General features: G+C 31.9%; 11 protein-coding genes. 5 read left to right on the top strand and 6 right to left on the bottom strand.

From position 1 onward, the window contains the following. Nucleotides 1-84 precede the first annotated feature (84 nt). Entirely contained in the window at nt 85-1,842 is a 1,758-nt protein-coding gene (locus AAC053_RS05475; RefSeq protein WP_339753823.1) for a M14 family metallopeptidase, read from the bottom strand. 138 nt (nt 1,843-1,980) lie between these two features. Here AAC053_RS05475 and AAC053_RS05470 point away from each other — a divergent pair, with 138 nt between their 5' ends. After that, nucleotides 1,981-2,913, top strand: coding sequence for an arginine deiminase-related protein (locus AAC053_RS05470; RefSeq protein WP_339753820.1), 933 nt, complete (start codon nt 1,981-1,983; stop codon nt 2,911-2,913). Between the two features lie 232 nt (nt 2,914-3,145). On the opposite strand, the gene AAC053_RS05465 is transcribed toward AAC053_RS05470, so the two are convergent. After that, complete coding sequence (locus AAC053_RS05465; protein ID WP_339753817.1) at nt 3,146-5,197, bottom strand: tetratricopeptide repeat-containing sensor histidine kinase; 2,052 nt, start codon at nt 5,195-5,197, stop codon at nt 3,146-3,148. 330 nt (nt 5,198-5,527) lie between these two features. Then, nucleotides 5,528-6,652, bottom strand: a complete 1,125-nt coding sequence (locus tag AAC053_RS05460) for a glycosyl hydrolase 53 family protein (protein ID WP_339753814.1) — start codon at nt 6,650-6,652, stop codon at nt 5,528-5,530. Nucleotides 6,653-6,828: 176 nt separating this feature from the next. On the opposite strand from AAC053_RS05460, the gene argS reads away from it, so the two are divergent. Together argS and AAC053_RS05450 are read left to right on the top strand one after the other, a co-directional pair. Beyond that, nucleotides 6,829-8,610 carry an arginine--tRNA ligase gene (gene argS, locus AAC053_RS05455; RefSeq protein WP_339753811.1) on the top strand — a complete coding sequence of 594 codons (1,782 nt, stop codon included), beginning with the start codon at nt 6,829-6,831 and terminating at the stop codon, nt 8,608-8,610. Between the two features lie 128 nt (nt 8,611-8,738). Beyond that, nucleotides 8,739-10,040 (top strand): carboxypeptidase-like regulatory domain-containing protein, encoded by a 1,302-nt coding sequence (locus AAC053_RS05450; protein WP_339753809.1) that lies wholly within the window; start codon nt 8,739-8,741, stop codon nt 10,038-10,040. Between the two features lie 251 nt (nt 10,041-10,291). On the opposite strand, the gene AAC053_RS05445 is transcribed toward AAC053_RS05450, so the two are convergent. From AAC053_RS05445 to AAC053_RS05435, 3 genes are read right to left on the bottom strand one after another with little or no spacing between them, the layout of a single operon-like run. After that, nucleotides 10,292-12,607 carry a TonB-dependent receptor gene (locus AAC053_RS05445; protein WP_339753807.1) on the bottom strand — a complete coding sequence of 772 codons (2,316 nt, stop codon included), beginning with the start codon at nt 12,605-12,607 and terminating at the stop codon, nt 10,292-10,294. Beyond that, nucleotides 12,600-13,496 (bottom strand): FecR family protein, encoded by an 897-nt coding sequence (locus tag AAC053_RS05440; RefSeq protein WP_339753805.1) that lies wholly within the window; start codon nt 13,494-13,496, stop codon nt 12,600-12,602. Before AAC053_RS05440 ends, AAC053_RS05445 begins: the two co-directional genes overlap by 8 nt. A 50-nt stretch (nt 13,497-13,546) precedes the next feature. Further along, nucleotides 13,547-14,062 carry an RNA polymerase sigma factor gene (locus AAC053_RS05435; RefSeq protein ID WP_339753802.1) on the bottom strand — a complete coding sequence of 172 codons (516 nt, stop codon included), beginning with the start codon at nt 14,060-14,062 and terminating at the stop codon, nt 13,547-13,549. A gap of 103 nt (nt 14,063-14,165) precedes the next feature. On the opposite strand from AAC053_RS05435, the gene AAC053_RS05430 reads away from it, so the two are divergent. Together AAC053_RS05430 and ffh are read left to right on the top strand one after the other, a co-directional pair. Further along, entirely contained in the window at nt 14,166-17,096 is a 2,931-nt protein-coding gene (locus tag AAC053_RS05430) for a hypothetical protein (RefSeq protein WP_339753799.1), read from the top strand. Nucleotides 17,097-17,279: 183 nt separating this feature from the next. After that, on the top strand, nt 17,280-18,608 hold the full coding sequence (gene ffh / locus AAC053_RS05425) for a signal recognition particle protein (RefSeq protein ID WP_339753796.1): 1,329 nt from the start codon (nt 17,280-17,282) through the stop codon (nt 18,606-18,608). Nucleotides 18,609-18,620: the final 12 nt, after the last annotated feature.

Raw genomic sequence — 18,620 nt, 5'->3', positions numbered from 1 at the left:
AATTAATCTCTGATAAAAAACCGTTTCAATGTTTTTTATCAAGCGGTAAACGAAGTTAGTTGAAAATTTTTACAAAGTCAAGCTCTAATTAACTCTATAAACAGGATACTGCAAATGTGCCTTTTCGTAATCACCACTTTGTTTATGTAGCCAATCTAATTGGGCATACCAATTGTTTGCAAAGTCTTCATCATAGCTTATTTTTATATTGTACTCAATTTGTAGTTTAGGATTTGCTTTTAGGATCTCTTGTGCTTTATCTTCCCAAACATAAGGAGAGAACCCTTCTTTTTGTTGTAAAATGGTATCGAAGAAATTCCAGTTAAAAAACGAATCTGGTGCTGTAGGTTCTAATGTTTCTAGTAAGTAACGCATCGCGTTTTGGTCTGTTTTAATGATGTAATCTCCTTGTTTAAATATTAGTTTTTCTTCAGTAGTTTTTACTTTGGTATTGTAATGTACATAATGACCTTCGTAAGCAGATGTTCTAGTTTCGTAATCATCAATTTTATAGGATTGAACAGTTAGTGTAGTGTCGTTTTCAATTTGAGTGAATTTAACATTATTCAACTTTAATAAATCCATAACATTATGCCAACCTTGAGGAATCACGTAAGCTTTTGGAATTGTAACTTCTGCAGTTGGTGTAAAATAATTTTGATATGTTACCTCTTTTGTAAATGGTCTAGATCTGTCATATTTTAGGCGTTTTGCACCAGTCAGTTCACTCGTAATCATTTCGCCTTCGTAACCTTTAAACTTTATAGTTGAAGCTTGTGTGGTATCAATTGCCCAAGCGAGAGAATAGGTTTTTCCTGCAGACCATGTTTTAGCTTGTTCTTTTCTAAGCTGTGTGATTTTATCACCTTGTTCTTCTGTAATTTCAATCATGGTTTTTAGTAACTCATAAGTGCCTTCTACACGTTGCTTGTAAGGTTTTAGCATGTGAGTTTCTACCATCATTCCCAGTGTGTTAAACAACGTAGTGTAGCCAGTAGAAAAACGTGGAGAATCCAAAAATTGAGAGAAGCCAGATTCTGGCGTGCGATTAAATACATTGACGTAAGGTGTAATGTCCCAAGATTTAGCTTCTAATTTTTGTTCGAGTTTTGGCATCATTTCGGTATGTAAATAGTTGCCTAGCTTACCTCCTAATTTATTATGTTGCGTAAATAAATGGGTCAGTGTGTATTGGTAATCAGCGCCATTACTAACATGGTTATCTATAAAAACATCTGGTTGTGTTAAATGAAATAATTCCGCAAAAGCTCTCGCGTTTTTAGTATCAGACTTTATAAAATCTCTATTTAAATCATAGTTACGCGCATTACCTCTAAAGCCATATTCTTTTGGGCCATTTTGGTTGGTACGTGTACCTGAATTTCTATTAAAACTTCCTCCAACATTATAGATGGGAATAGTAACTATTACAGTTTGCTTTGGAGCCTCAATTCTGCCTTGTACTATATCTCTATACAGTATCATTGTTGCATCAATACCATCAGATTCGCCAGGATGAATACCGTTGTTAATTAATATAATTCGGTTGTTTTGTCGTAAACCTTCAAAATTAAAACCAGAACCATTCATGTTTAAAGTAACAATATGCAAAGGTTTGCCAGAATCCGTTTGTCCAATTTCTTGTATAAAAATTTCAGAATAAGTATCTGCTAAATTTGTATAATATCTAATCGTTTCCTCGTAGGTTGCTGTTTCTAAACCTAGGCTGTTTTCGAAAACGGTTGAAAAGTCGATATTCGATTTTGTTTTTTTTGAGTCGAGCTTTTTAGTTTTTTCAGAACAGGAAACGATAATGAGAAAAAGAAGTATAAGTTTTTTCATTTTTATTGTGATTGTAGCTCAAACTTAAAGAAATAAACCCTTAGAATCAAAACCTAATAAAATTATTAATCAAATACAGATTATAAGTTTTTCATACTAGAAAAAGATTAATTTTGTATCACTTTAATATTTATTTAAATGCAACAAACCACTGATACTATTTTAATGATTCGTCCTGTAGGTTTTAGGATGAACGAGCAAACCGCTGTCAATAATTATTTTCAGGAAGATTTAGAAATTAAAAATACTGAGATTAACAAAAAAGCGCAAGAAGAGTTTGATGCTTTTGTTGAGAAGTTAAGAGCTGTTGGTATTAATGTGATTGTAGAAAATGATGATGAACATTTAGATACGCCAGATTCAATATTTCCGAATAACTGGGTGAGTTTTCATGGTAATGGAGACGTAGCAAAATATCCTATGTTTGCAGAAAACAGAAGACGCGAACGTAGAGATGAAGTCTTTATTCGTTTAGAAGCCGAAGGTTTTAGAATCGAAAACATTATAGATTATACGTCTGCTGAACATGAGGGTATTTTTTTAGAAGGTACGGGAAGCATTATATTAGATCGTGTTAATAGAAAAGCGTATTGTGCTTTATCACCAAGAGCAGATGAAGAATTGTTTATTGAGTTTTGTGAAGATTTTGAATATACTCCAATAATTTTTACTGCTAACCAAACTGTAGATGGAAAACGTTTAGCAATTTACCATACTAATGTTATGATGTGTTTAGCAGAAAATTTCGCTGTGATTTGCTTAGATGTTATCGATGATAAAAAAGAGCGTAAAAATGTAGTAAAACATTTAAAGCAAGATGGCAAAGAAATCATTTCTATAACTGAATCGCAAATGCATCAATTTGCTGGAAACATGTTGCAATTACGAGACAATGATAATCAACGTTATTTAGTGATGAGTGAAGCTGCTTATAAGAGCTTAACTCCAAGTCAGGTAAAAAGTATTGAAAAGCATTGTCCTATTATTTCAAGTTCTTTAGAGACCATAGAGACTTGTGGTGGTGGAAGTGCGCGCTGTATGATGGCAGAGGTGTTTTTGCCTAAAGGGTAAATAGTTGAATTGTTTATTTGTTTAGGCGTTTAATAAGCAGGAACAATTCTAGCAATTATCTTGACTCTATCCTCTAGAAGCGTAGCGATCTTGTTTCTAATTTTCAATCAAGTTTATTAAAAACATAAGCACCTTTCTCAGCTCTCCAAACATACTCGCCATTAGCATCAAAACCACTCGAACTGACGTCAATTTGTATTTTTAGATTTAAAATGCACAACGGCTAAGTAAATTAACTTTGTGGTGCAGCTTTTGGAAGTTCTATAAAGAATTTACTGCCAACATTTTGAGTGCTTTCTACCCAAATTCTACCATCATTAAGTTCTACTAAATCTTTGGCGATAGTTAGTCCTAATCCTGTACCTTTTTCATTTTTGGTACCAACAGTTGTGAAGTTTTTATTGGCATTAAAAAGCTTGTCAATATTTTCTCTAGAGATACCAACACCAGTGTCTTCAACACAAATTAAGGATTTACCATTAACATCTTGGTTAGAAACTGTAATAACATCACCAGTTCTACTAAACTTAACGGCATTTGTTATTAAATTCTGAATCACAATCTCTAACATACTCTTATCTGCATATACAAAATCGCGTTGCGACTCATCAATAAGTACGATGCGTTTGTCTTCTACTTTCTGTTCTACAAGAGCCATTTTATTATGAAAGACCTCTTGTATGTTAAACAAATCTGGTTTAGGTTCTAAATTCTGCATCTGTGATTTAGACCAGTTTAATAAATTGAATAAAAGGGAAGATGCATTATTTGCATTTTCACTTAACTCGGGTATTAAATCATTAAATTCTTCTTTAGAAATACTGTCTTCTTTCAGTAAATCTAAAAACGCCTTTATTGAAGAAATAGAATCTTTTAAATCATGAGACACAATTGAGAAGAGTTTGTCTTTTACCTGATTAACTTCTTCTAAATGATGTGTTTGCTCTAAGATGGCGTCATTTCTCTGTTGCTCTTGTGCTAGTTTATCCTTTTGTTCAACTAAAGTGTCTTTGTATTTTTCAGCTTTTAACCAACTAAATAATAGAAGTGTTAACAAAATAGCTAATGCAGCAATGGTTCCATATAATGTAAGAGGACTATTTAGCCAAGATGTCTTGGTGTGTGTTTTGGGTTTAACTGTATTTAAATCATCTTCTAGAGTATTGGTGTTACTTAAATTTAAAGGATCTACATCTGTTGGAAATACAGGCTGATCTACTTTAGCAAGTGCTTCTTTTAAATCATAATATTTGTTTTGCCAGAAGAACGCATTCTGAAAATATCCACGTGTAGAATCTAAAGCAATATGAAGTTTGTAATTTTTTAAAAGCTCTGTTTTGTTATCAATTTTTTGAGCAATGGCGTAAGCTTCATTCAATTGTAATTCTGCTAATTTTACTTTACGCTTTTGAAGGTTTAATTTTCCGACAGCATTTAATGCTCTTAATAGACCTTCATTATTGCCTTGCTTTCTATTGTATTTTAAACCTTCAGATAAATACATAGACGCTTTATCATATTCATTAAAGCGCAAATATTCGCTGCCTAGTTTTGGCAGTATCTCTCCACGTAAATCCTGATCAGTTTCAGGGTTTAAAATTCCTAATACATTTTCATAATATTCAATCGCCTTACGATGCTCTTTTCTTATGGAATATAAATCGGCTATATTTTTGGTGGATGCTTTTATGCCTTTAGAATCTTTAATAACTTTTCTTACGTCGAGAGCCTTAAAGTTAAAATCTATTGCTTTGTCAATTTGATTTGTTTTAAAATATGCTTCAGCCAGATTGTTGTAAGCGGAGCTTAATTCATTTCTAAGACCTAGTTTCTCAAAAATATTAATAGCAGATAATGAGTTTTTAAGACCTACAGCATAGTTGCCGCGTTTTATTTCTATAAGTCCAACACTATTACTCACTTTAGCTACGCCTAACGTATCGCTAATTTGCAAGTAATACTTTCTAGACCTGTTATAATTATCAATAGCGTTGAAGTAATCGTTACGTTCTGTATAGATTAAAGCTCTATAGTAACTGCTTTCGGCAAGTCCTTTTGTATAGTTTAATTTTTCTGAAAGTTTTGAAGTCTGATTAATATAGAGTAACGCCTTACTATAATCTTCTATAGCGTAAAGTTCGTTAATGAGCATTAGCGACATATCTACCTTAGTAGAATCTTGGTTTTGATATGCTAATTGTACCGTAAGTTGATCTATTTTTTCATTTTGAGAAAAAATAAATAACGACGTAAGACAAACAGCTAATGTCAGTAACTGTTTCATCTTCGAATGGCGTTAAAACGAATTGCGCTGTTTTGGTGCGTATAACTTTTATAGAGGGATGAAAAAATTAAGTTAACACTAAACAATAACAACTTGGTTAAAGTTTGATCATTAAGCTTCATTAATGTTTTGGGACATTGATTAATAGCCTTTCAAAAATGCTATATTGTACTCGAATACACTAATTATTAGGATTTAATACCAATAAATTAGATGAAGTGACAAATGATTTTTTTTTTAAAAATCACATATCGATTAACGGCATAAATCATAGAAAAACTACCTGTTTATCGATGAAATGCATGTTTTGTTTAGTCTATTGTTTATCAGTTAGTTATAATTAAATATTTCTAAAGCAGGTAAAGCTTTTAGATTAAAATCGAATAGACATTGATTTTCCCAAGAAGTTCCATTTGTGGATGTATTTTCATTACCATTAAAAGCCACCCAATCTGGTGCCCAATAACAGAAGCCGATACCTTTATTATTTGGTATATTTTTTATAGTTGTTACTAGCCATACAAAATATGCTTTTTGTCCCTGAGGAGTTGGAGCAAATTCTGGAATAGTTTGCTCTATATTTCCGATGAAATTATTCAGACTATCATTCCATTGTAGTGTAAAAGGATAAGCAACTTCCACCATAAAAATAGGTTTGCTAAATGTGGTAGCAATATTATTTAGTGTTGAAGCTACAAGGTTTAAATCTTTGGTTTGAAATTGTGGATAATAGGAAAGTCCAATAATATCAAAATCGAGATTGTAAGGTTGTAATTCGTTAAAAAAAGGAATAGCAGTTTGAATACCAGCGATATGAAGCATAATCTGAGTTTGGTTATTTGTATCTACTTCCCTTACAGCTCTTATGGCTTCCGAAACTAAACTGGCATAATTAGCCCAGTTATTATTAAATTCATCCCATACTTTACCGTAGTTCCAGAGGAAACCGCTATCAGTTTCATTACCAATCTGAATCATTTCTGGCATCGTATTTTGAGATTTCAGTTGTTGTACAACCTCTTTAGTATAGTTGTATATAGCTACTTTCACTTGGTCAAAGCTCATATTCTGCCAAGCAACTGGTGGTGTCTGGTTTCCTGGGTCTGCCCAATAATCACTATAATGAAAATTGAGTAGAAAATTCATATTCTTAGCTTTAATTTTCTGTGCGTAAGCCTTTACACCTGATAAACTATTTTCTCCATTTTGTGGTGTATGCCAAAGTCTTAGTCGTACTAAATTTGTGCCTTTAGATTTTACAAAATCTAAAAGTTCAACAGAATTGCCATTAGCGTCTTTATAATCTACATTGTAATCTTCTAACTCACTCTGAAAGGATAAATCCATGCCTTTATAGAATACTGAGTTATTGATTGGGCTATCATCATTGCTTTCAGAGTCTGTGCAAGACACAATTAAAATAAAAAGCAAAAGTATTGAAGAAGTAAGTTTCATTGATTATCTATTTCATGCTTAATCAAATTTAATCATATTTCCGTCTTCTTTTCATATAGACTTTATTTTAAATTGATGAATTTGATTTGCTTCTGAGTTAGAGAATTTGAGTTACTATATTTCTTAATAAATCTTCTATCTTTGCAAGCGTTTAAAGCACCAAAGCACAAGTGAAAATGAATCTTCAAGAGACTTTAGAATTACAGGTAAAAGCAGCTATAAAAGTGTTGTTTCAATCAGAGTTAGAATCAGTAGAATTTCAAGCCACTCGCAAAGAGTTTGCTGGAGATATTACGGTTGTTGTGTTTCCGATGTTACGTGTCGTTAAAGGTAATCCAGTAGTTATTGGAGAAAAAATTGGTCAGTATTTGTTGGATAATGTCAATTTGATTAAAGGGTTTAACGTTGTCAAGGGCTTTTTAAATATCGAAATTAGTGATAGTTACTATTTAGATTTCTTTATGTCTATAAAAGATAAAGCTGATTATGGTTTCGTTGAGGTAAAAGATGATAAAGCTGTAATGGTAGAATATTCTTCGCCAAACACCAACAAACCTCTGCATTTAGGGCATGTAAGAAATGTGCTCTTAGGTTATAGTGTTGCTGAAATTGTAAAAGCATCTGGTAAAAAAGTTTACAAAACTCAAATCATTAACGATAGAGGGATTCATATTTGTAAAAGTATGTTGGCTTGGCAACGTTTTGGGAAAGGAGAAACACCAGAGTCAACAGGATTGAAAGGTGATAAACTTGTTGGTAATTATTATGTAAAGTTCGATCAGGCTTACAAATCTGAAATCTCAGAATTAATGGCTCAAGGTCAATCTGAAGATGAAGCAAAAAAGAATGCTCCAATTTTATTAGAAGCTCAAAACATGCTTATAAAATGGGAGGCAGGAGATGAAGAAGTCGTTTCGCTTTGGAAAAAAATGAACCAGTGGGTTTATGATGGTTTTGAAGTAACTTACAAAAATATTGGTGTAGATTTTGATAAATATTATTATGAAAGTCAAACATATTTATTAGGAAAAGAATTCGTGTCTGAAGGTTTAAAGACAGGTGTTTTTGAACAAGACACTGATGGTTCTGTTTGGTGCGATTTAACCGAAGATGGTTTAGATAGAAAAATTGTTCTTCGAGCAGATGGTACAGCCGTTTATATGACACAAGATATTGGTACGGCAATACAGCGATTAAAAGATTATCCAGATGTTGGTGGTATGGTCTATACAGTTGGTAACGAACAAGATTATCATTTTAAAGTATTGTTCTTAATATTGAAGAAACTAGGCTTTGATTGGGCTAAGAACTTATTTCATTTAAGTTATGGTATGGTAGATTTACCAAGCGGAAAAATGAAGAGTAGAGAAGGAACTGTTGTTGATGCAGATGATTTAATCCAAGAAATGGCTGATACTGCTGAAGAAATTTCTAAAGAACTCGGTAAGCTCGAAGAGTATTCAGAAGACGAGAAGAAAGCACTTTATAAAACAATAGGTTTAGGAGCGCTAAAATATTACATTTTAAAAGTAGATCCTAAAAAACGAATTCTGTTCGACCCAAAAGAATCGATCGATTTTCAAGGAAATACAGGGCCGTTTATTCAATATACTTATGCTAGAATTCAATCTATATTAAGAAAAGCAGATACTATTGATACTATTATATCGAGCGAAGTAGAGATACAACTTCACGAAAAGGAAAAGCAATTAATTAAACAATTAGTGCAATTCCCAGAAGTAATACAAAATGCTGCAGAACAGCATAGTCCTGCGTTAATTGCTAATTATACCTACGAATTAGTTAAGGTATATAATTCTTTCTTTCAAAATATATCAATTCTTGGAGCAGATACAGACAAAGAAAAAACGTTTAGAGTAGAATTATCTAGATCGGTTGGGCAAACCATTAAAAATGCGTTTGGTATTTTAGGTATTGAGGTGCCAGAACGTATGTAAACGTATTTTACATCTCCTTAAACATTAGAATTTTAACTTAAATTTGGATTAGAAACTTTCTAGTTATTCTTATCTTTACTTAAAGTGGGTTTTTGTTTCTACTGTGGTTTTTTCTTAAATATGTAACGATGGAACGATGTATATCTAAACATAATGTCAGTGCTTTATTTCTTTCCTTGGCACTATTTTTTTCAATGTTTTTAACGGCACAAAATAACTTTACAGAGTATAATGGAAAAGTTGTAAGCGGTCGTTCTAACAAAGCATTAGAGGCAGCAAGCCTTAATGTTAATGAGACTAATATTAGTACTATAACTAATTCTGAGGGTGGGTTTACTATAAAAGTTCCCAATAAATATTTAGACTCTAAAGTTATAATTTCTTTATTAGGTTATAAAACACATGTATTACCACTATCAGAAATGTCTAATAAAAATAATAGGATAAAACTCTACGAAGCAGTTACCGAACTGTCTGCTGTGAGTATTTCTGCTTTTAAGAATGCAGAAAATTTAGTGAGGAAAGTTTTTAAGGAAAAGAATAAAAACGTTCAAAACAAATCTATATATATGACGGCTTTTTATAGAGAGACTATTAAACGTCGTAATAGAAATGTCTCTTTAACAGAGGCTGTTGTAAATATTCTGAAGCAACCACATACCACTCCAAAGCGCGATGTAATTGAACTTGGGAAGGCTAGAAAAAGTACAGATTACAAACGTTTAGATACGGTTTCGGTAAAACTTCAAGGTGGGCCTTTCTCTACAATCTATATAGATATAATGAAATATCCCGAATATATTTTTACAGACAAAAGTATTGCGAGTTATAGTTTTTCTTTCGACCAGCCTTCAACGATAAATAATAGAAAAGTTTATGTGGTTAATTTTAAACCTAAGAATAACGGTTTTAACGTAAATTACTTTGGTAAATTATATATAGATGTGCAGTCTTTAGCATTAGTGAGTGCTAAATATGCTTTAGATGTTAGTAATGCCAGTAAATCTAAAAACCTACTAGTTAGAAGAAAGCCTAGGGATATTATTGTCTATCCGCTTAAAGCAAATTATAGAGTAGATTATAAAGCAAAAGGCGATAAATGGTATTATAGCTATTCAACCTTATCCTTAAAATTTAAAATCAATAAAAAACGAGAACTATTCAATAAAGTTTACACCTTGTCTAGTGAAATGGCTGTTACTGATTGGGAAATTAACACCACAGATAAGAGGATTAGAATTAAGAACAGGCTAAGACCTACCGTAATTATTAATGACGCTATTTCTGGTTTTTCTGATCCCGATTTTTGGGGAGAATACAATTTAATTGAACCCGATAAGTCTATAGAATCAGCAATTGAAAAAATAAAAAAGAGTATTAAAAAGCAAAGGCAAAAAGAAATGGAAAGTACAGCAGGAGGTAATCCTTAATCCTTAATTTTTTAGACAAGCTTTTCATGTTTATGTTTTAAATCAATCTATACAGAAATACTTGTTGCTAATGAATTGAGGCTTTAATTTGGTAAGTTGGTATAACCGATGAAATGCTGTAAATAACCTAATCCAAATCTTTAATTTGTTTTATTAGATTTAAAAATTCTTTAATAAAGGAGATAACCTAAAAGACCAATTAATCTTAGAAGTAATAGCCTTATTAAATGGGTTATACATACAATTAACAACTAAAAATTTAGTCTTAGGCTAAGATTAGGTGTAAATTTTAAAGACCGATTATTTATTTTAGTAATAGAATTATCTGAATCGAAGGTGTAATAACTATTGATGAAGTTGGTTTGATTAAATATATTCCAAACAGAAGCTCCTATTTCTGCTTTTATGCCCTTTGTAAATTCAAAATTATAAATAGCCGAAATATCGGTTCTAAAATAATCACTTAGTCTAGAGCTGTTTGGTGATTCAAATTCTATAACAGAATTACTAGAGTTTTGTATTTCTGATGGAGTAGTATAAGGCCTGCCCGAATTCCAATTGATACCAAAACCAATTTTGAAGTTATCTAAATTATAAGTTAATGATGCATTTGCAACATGTCTTAAGTCTAATGTATTTGGAAATGGTTTTCCGTTATTTAAATTTTTAAATTGATAATCATTTTTGCTATAAGAATAACTCAACCATGTGCTAAAATTATTAAAGCGTTTGTTGATTAAAAAGTCAATGCCTTTAACTGTGTAAGTACCAACGTCATTAGTGAATTGAAACTGGTTTTGAAAACCTTGACTTCGAGCAGTAATGTTGTTTACACCTTTGTAGTAACCTTCAATCGAAACCAGTAAATTATTTTGATTATAACTTATACCTATAGATGCTTGCTCACTTGTTATTAGAGGTACATTGTTAGTGTTTGCAAGTTGCCATCGACGTTTTTCTATACCAAAAAAATCTTGTTGTAAATCAATAACTTGTGAAATGGATTGACTTTTTAACTCACCCAATATTTCTAATCTAAAATAATCAAAGAATTTTTGATTTATGGTAAACCTTGGCTCAATTAAAAATTCTGATAGTTTTCCAAAATAACTAATTCTAGAACCTAAACGTATATGAGTTTCACCAGATTTAGAGTACCATTCTATTTCGCCAAACAGTGCATGAGTTCTAATAATTTCCTTTACTAAGCTTGTAAACTCCGGATTGGTAACATCTTCAAAATTAGTAACGCTAACTTCATTAAATTGATAACCTCCATTAAATTTAGTGTTTTCATTAATCGTATTTGAAACATCTAAACGAAAACCGTAATCTTCAACTTTATTTTCTTGAACTAGACGTTGTGAATTTGTAATGTCATTGTTCTCAGCATCTAAATCATAATTAGAATAATAAGCTTGAATAGTGGCATTAACTCCATTCTGCCAAACTTTAGAATAGGTGCCACTTACACCATAACTAACTTGGTTTAATCCACTTCGGGTTTTCTGAAAATTATTATCTGTAGTTGTGAATACTTGATTATAGTCTAAACTGTTATAGATGTTAAGTAGATTGATACGGAGCTTAGAGGTTTTATTAATATCATATAAAAATTTAGCGTTAAAATCGTAAAACAAAAAGCGTTCATCTAATGATAATTGAGTATTTACATTGTTAGAAGCGTTTAATTCCGAATCTCTAAAAATTCGATCAAAATAAGAGTCGTAAGTCGTTGATGCTAAAATATCCGTATAAGAACGTCTTGTGGACAATTGTAATTCTGTTTTTTTAGACAATGGGATTTTAGCAAATCCGTCTATGCTTAAAAGATTTCCTCCTAGACCTGCACTAAATTTTTGGTCAAGATCATCAACATTTTTTATTGAAATAGTGCTAGATACACCATCTCCAAATTTAGCACTAGTACCATTTTTTGAAATACTTATGTCTTTTGATAAATAAGGATTAAATGCTGAAATTAGACCAAAAAAATGACCTGTTTGATACATTCTAATACCTTCATATAAAATGAGATTCTGATCATTAGTACCTCCTCTCACATTTATGTTAGAAACACGCTCGTCAACGCTAGTAATTCCTGGTAAATTTTGCACAATCTGTAATACATCTGGTTCAATTAAGCCAGGTAATATATTAAAGGCTTTTGTGTCAACTTCAATAGTTCCGTTGTTGGTTTTTGAAATTCCTTTGGTAAGATAATTATTAACCACAACCTCTTCTAAGTGTTGAATGGTTTTATTAGATTCTGTGTCTTTTATTGGTGTTATAGCTATAAATCTATCACTTAATATTTCAAAATTAAGTTTTGTTACAAGTCTCAAATGATTTATTACTTGTTCTAAGGATAATTCTGTATATAATGGTGCTACTGTTATGTTGTCTATTGTTTTTGTTTCGAAAGAGAACTTCACCTCGTAACGTTTTTCTAATTGCAATAGAATTTGCTCAAGCGGTTGTTGCTCCTTTTGGTTCTGACTGTAAGAAAGGTTACAAAAGGCAATAATTAAAAAATAGAAAACTAAACCTAGTAATAGTTTATTCACGTTTTAGTAAGATAGATTTTCCTGATTTGTTGTAGCTTAAATTTAATGGTTTTGTTACAGACTGCAATGCTAATTCTAAATTTTTGTGTGTAAAACTTCCAGTGAATAAACGCGATGTATCAACATTATCTGTAGTTATTTTTAAGTTATATTGATTCTCAAATTCAGAAATAACATACTTCAGAGGTACACTTTTAAAGCTACTTTCACCACGCAACCAACTTGGTTGCGCAGTGTTTTCTTTTTCATTTGCAAGTAGTTTCCCATCTATAATTTGAAAGGTGAATCCAGGTTTTAATTTTACCGTTTTATTATTGTGTGTTACAGCAACCAAGCCTTCGTAGCAAGTGACTTCGAAGTGAGATTGACGTTGTTTTACATTAAATTGTGTGCCCAAAACACTTACTAAACCTTCATCTGTTATAACATCAAATTTTTGCCCTTTTGCAACTTTAAAAAAAGCTTCACCATATAGTCTCACTTCTCTGTTTTTACTCCAATGTTTTTCATTGAAAGTTAATGTTGTATTGGCGTTTAAATTTACAGTAGAAGTATCTGGTAATTTAATCGTAGTTTGTTGTGCGATATTGGTGTTAAATTTTGCGTCTAAAGTTGTTGTGTAGTAATAGATACTGAAGCCTAAAGCTAAAATTGCAGCCAACCTTAGTAAAGGTTTAAACCATTGATTCGTCTTAGAATCATTAGGTTTAAGTTTAGATTTTAGCGTTTTGTAGTTGTTTTCAATAAAGAATTGAGGAGACTTAAAGTCTTTTAAAGCAGTATTCATTTGGATTAAATTCTTATAATCCTTTAGCTGCTTAAAAGCATTTAGCTCTCTAGTACTTAGGTTGTTATCTAGCCATTTTTTTATAAGTTCTTCTCTATTCATAATGCTATTTCATCTATATAACAACTAAGTTTTAAATTCTCCTACCTTTATTAAATTCCTTCTATCTCGCCTCGCAACTTCTTTAAAGCTCCATAAATACGTTTTTCTACAGCTTTTGTAGAAATATCTAAAAGTTCAGCAATTTCTTTAAACCGTTTACCTTCAACTCTATTGAGTAAAAATGCTATCCGTTGGGCTTCGGTTAAATTTGTTATTGCCTTTTGTAATTTTTGATGATATTCTTTTTCCTGTAACACAAACTCAGGAGTTTCATTAGTAGAGTGCTTTTGCGGTTGTTTATTATATTTTAAAACGACCTTTTGATGTGCAAAAGCATTAAGCATTAAATTATTTGCCGTTGTAAATAAGAAGCTCTTAGCTTTAGAAGGAGCAATTTTGCTACAATTTTGCCAAAGTTTAATAAATGCTTCTTGTACTGTGTCTTGCGGATTTAAGTGCTCACCGAATTTATAATAAAGAAAATCATGAAGATTCTTTGCATGTTTTTTATACAAGCGTTCAAATAGTTGTGATTCACAGATATTATCTTGCAAGGGTTGGCTCATAATTTTTTATAGGTGCTGCAAATTATAAATAAATTTTTTATGTTAAGGTAGGAGAATTTAAAACTTAAATGTTTTATAATAAATTGATAAAAATAACTATGTTATGAAAGCTCAGATTAAATACCTACTTGTCTTTGCCCTTTTTGCCATTTTAAGTTTAACAGCTTGTCAAGATGAGGTTACAGAAGTCATTAATCCAAATGAACAAGAAACTATTACCCCAAATTCTACTTTAGCTAATCTAATGAGCTATACATCTGCCAACTTTGGTGCTGTAGATGATATATTAGATGGTACTAGTTGCTTCTCCGTTGAGCTACCAGTAACAATTATTGTTAGCGATATTACCATTGTTATTGAAACTGAAGCAGATTTAGAACAATTAGAAGACTTGTTTGAAGATTTAAATAGCAATGAAGACTTCTTAGATTTTATTTTTCCTATTACCATAATATTTAGTGATTATACAGAATTGGTTATTGAAAATGCAGACCAGCTCGAAAATTTCATCAATGAATGTGAAGAAGATGATAATGTCATTGAATGTGTAGATTTAGTATATCCTATTTCTTTCTCGGTATTCGATTCGGAATTCAGTCTTATAGACACTGTAACTATTGAAAATGATGAAGCGCTCTACGAATTCTTAGAAGGTTTAGAGGACAATGATAATGCACTTATTGTAAGTCTAAATTATCCTGTGACATTAGAATTTTCTAATAATGAAACCCTCGAAGTAAACTCTAATGAAGAATTAGCCGAAACAATAGCATCTGCTGAAGATGATTGTGAAGACGATAATGAAGACGATTGTGAAGAAGAAGAAATAGCTTTAAATTTAATAGAATGCCAATGGGAAGTCTATTTATATACTAATGATGATCTTGAGAATTTAGATGGACCATATACATTTATCTTTAATGATAATGGTAATGTAATAATAGAAGGTCTTAATCAAGACCCACAAACAACGACTTGGGAACTTTTAGAAACCGATAATGGATTAGAGCTTAGTATTGCCTCTTTTTATTATTACGAAGAGCAATTTGGAAATTGGTTAGTAGTGCAATGTGACGATGACGAATTAAAGTTTGAACACTTAACAGTTGATGGATCGGGATTATTTTTCGAACAAGAATGCGAAGACGACTTAGATTGTTCACTTTTAGATATCAGTGATATTTTACAAGAATGCCCTTGGGATTTTAGTGACGGAACAGATTTATTCGATAACTACCAGATGATATTTAATGCAAATGGCGAATTACTTATTACAGAAGGAGGTGCTACATCTGCTATTGGAGGTAATTGGAGTTTGTCCATAAGTAATAATGGGTTGCCAGAAATCTCAATAAGTAACCTAACTGCTTTTCAAGATTATCTTGGTGGCGATTGGTTAATTGTAGAGTGCGATGAAGATCGATTACAAATTTTACGTCTTGATTATACAATAGTATTAGAACAAAATTGTGAAGCTAATCTTGGCTGTACAACAGAACAAATAGGAGCAAACATCGTAGAATGTGCATGGGAGTTAGAGACAAACCTTATTGATTCATTTGTTCCTATTTATGTGTATTTTGCTCCTAACGGTCAAGTTTATACAAGTAATAATGATGACCCAGAAAACCAGATAGGTACATGGGAAATGGTAACTGTAGCCTCAGATATATTTATAGAATTTACATTTCAACAAGGTTTAGATGTCTTAACTGATCAATGGCAAGTTGTAGAATGTACAGAAGGGGAATTGTATCTGGTTAACGGAGATAATTATATTTTATTAAGCCAAGAATGTGACCTAAACGAATACAATTGTGATTATGAAGTCGTAGAAATTAATCTAAAAGAATGTGTTTGGAATGTTGTGAATCTTAATGGAAGTAACGATTTAATTGAATACGATTTTGATTTCACAGAAAATTATAACGTCAACATATCTCAAAATAATGAAGTAATAAATGATGGAAGTTGGTCTGTTTCAGAAACTGACCAAGGTCTATTATTAAATCTCGAGCTACAATTTGAGAACCTTATTGGTAGTTGGTTGATTGTAGAGTGCGAAGATGATAGATTAGAATTAGTAAGAGGAGAAGGTATAATAGTTTTAGAGCGCGATTGTACAGTAGATACAAACCCCTTTAATTGTTTTAATGATTTCGAATTGGTTGAATGTGTAGATCCAAACGGTGAAGCAGAGTTTAACTTAAGTGCAGATACTATTGGGCTTATAGATTGTCCATTTAATTTTACGGCATCTTTCCATGTTACAGAAGTTGATGCAGATAACGACACCAATGCCATTTCAAATACAGAATCTTATTTTTCAGTTACAGGTCAAGTCTATTTAAGAATAGTAGCCGATAATGGCAATTTTGAAATCTATACTATATATCTTAATACTGAAGAATGTGATTTATTTGAATGCTTTGCTAGTTTTGATGCTGTAATAGAGCTATGTGACGAAGGTAATGACGGTTTTGAAACTTTTAATCTTACCAATGCATTTGCCAATTGTACAACAAGCGTAGATGTGGTAACTTATTATGAAACACAAGCAGATGCTGAAGTTGGTACAAACCCAATAGCGAATCCAGAGGCATATACTAATATCGCTGTTGAACAACAGGTGTATGTGAGTGTAGAAATAGGTAATCAGTTAGAAGTATTCCCAATACTATTATTACTAGAAGATTGCAACCAAGGAGATTGTACCGAAGAAGATGTTGATGCTTTCTTATTAGAATGTATTTGGAATGCCGTTAACTACAACGGAAGTGATAATCTAGCAGAATACAATTTTGATTTTGAAAGCTCAAATCAAACAGTTGTTATATATACCAACGAGATTACAATAGATGCTATATGGTCTACATCACAAACTAGTGCAGGTGTTATTGTAGAATTTTCAAATGTAGCAGGTCCAAATATTCAAGCAATAACTGGTGAATGGCTGATTGTAGAGTGCGAAGAGGCACGTTTAGAACTCCATAGAGGAGATGATATTTTAGTATTAGAAAGAAACTGTGATTAATAAAAAGAACCGCTAAATGTTAGTAATTTTAGTAAGTTTAAGTTGATGAAGAGAGTTGTCTACCGCTAGGCAACTCTTTTCTATTATAAAATTCTCAACTATTGTTGGTTAGATTTATATATATCACATTCGTTTATCTCTTGTAAATTCTTAAATTTGCAACTTCTAAAAGAGATAAAGATTATGTTCAATAATTTAAGTGATAAGTTAGATAAAGCGTTACACGTACTAAAAGGTCATGGTAGCATTACAGAAGTAAATGTTGCTGAGACACTTAAGGAAGTAAGACGAGCGCTTTTAGATGCCGATGTTAACTTTAAAATTGCTAAAGATTTCACCACTAGAATTAAGGAAAAGGCCTTAGGTCAAAATGTGCTTACGGCACTACAGCCAGGTCAGTTAATGGTTAAAATCGTAAAAGATGAGTTAACTGAGTTAATGGGAGGTGATGCAGAAGGTATTAATCTTTCGGGTAATCCAAGTATTATTTTAATGTCTGGTTTACAAGGATCTGGTAAAACAACCTTTTCGGGTAAACTTGCCAATTACCTTAAGAACAAAAAAACTAAAAAACCTTTATTAGTTGCTTGTGATGTGTATCGTCCTGCTGCAATAGATCAGTTACATGTTGTAGGAGATCAGATAGGTGTTGAGGTATTTAGTGATAGAGGAAATAATGATCCTGTTGCGATTTCTCAAGCAGGTATTGCACATGCTAAGGCAAATGGACATAATGTAGTTATTATAGATACGGCTGGTCGTTTGGCTGTAGATGAAGCTATGATGGCAGAAATCTCAAATATTCATAAAGCCATACAGCCACAAGAGACACTTTTTGTTGTAGATTCAATGACAGGTCAGGATGCTGTAAATACAGCTAAAGCATTTAATGATATATTAAATTTTGATGGTGTTATTCTTACTAAATTAGATGGAGATACTAGAGGTGGTGCTGCTATTTCAATTAAGTCTGTAGTTAACAAACCTATTAAGTTTATTGGTACAGGTGAGAAGATGGAAGCCATTGATGTGTTTTATCCATCTCGTATGGCAGAGCGTATTTTGGGAATGGGTGATGTTGTTTCACTTGTTGAACGTGCACAAGAGCAGTTTGATGAAGAAGAAGCACGTAAACTACAGAAGAAGATTGCTAAAAACCAATTCGGATTTGATGATTTCTTAAAACAGATTCAACAAATTAAGAAAATGGGTAACATGAAGGATTTAGTTGGTATGATTCCTGGTGCCGGAAAAATGATGAAAGATATAGATATCGATGATGATGCTTTTAAAGGTATAGAAGCTATTATTCATTCTATGACACCACAAGAACGTACTAATCCATCTGTTATTAATGCAAGTCGTAAAAAACGAATTGGTAAAGGGTCTGGTACATCAGTACAAGAAGTAAATCAATTACTAAAGCAGTTTACGCAGATGAGTAAAATGATGAAGATGATGCAAGGTGGTGGTGGAAAACGCATGATGCAGATGATGAAAGGCATGCAATAAGTAGTCTCAGTA

The sequence above is a fragment of the uncultured Winogradskyella sp. genome (assembly GCF_963975125.1).
Taxonomy (GTDB): Bacteria; Bacteroidota; Bacteroidia; order Flavobacteriales; family Flavobacteriaceae; genus Winogradskyella.
This window is presented reverse-complemented; position numbering and strand designations above follow the sequence as displayed.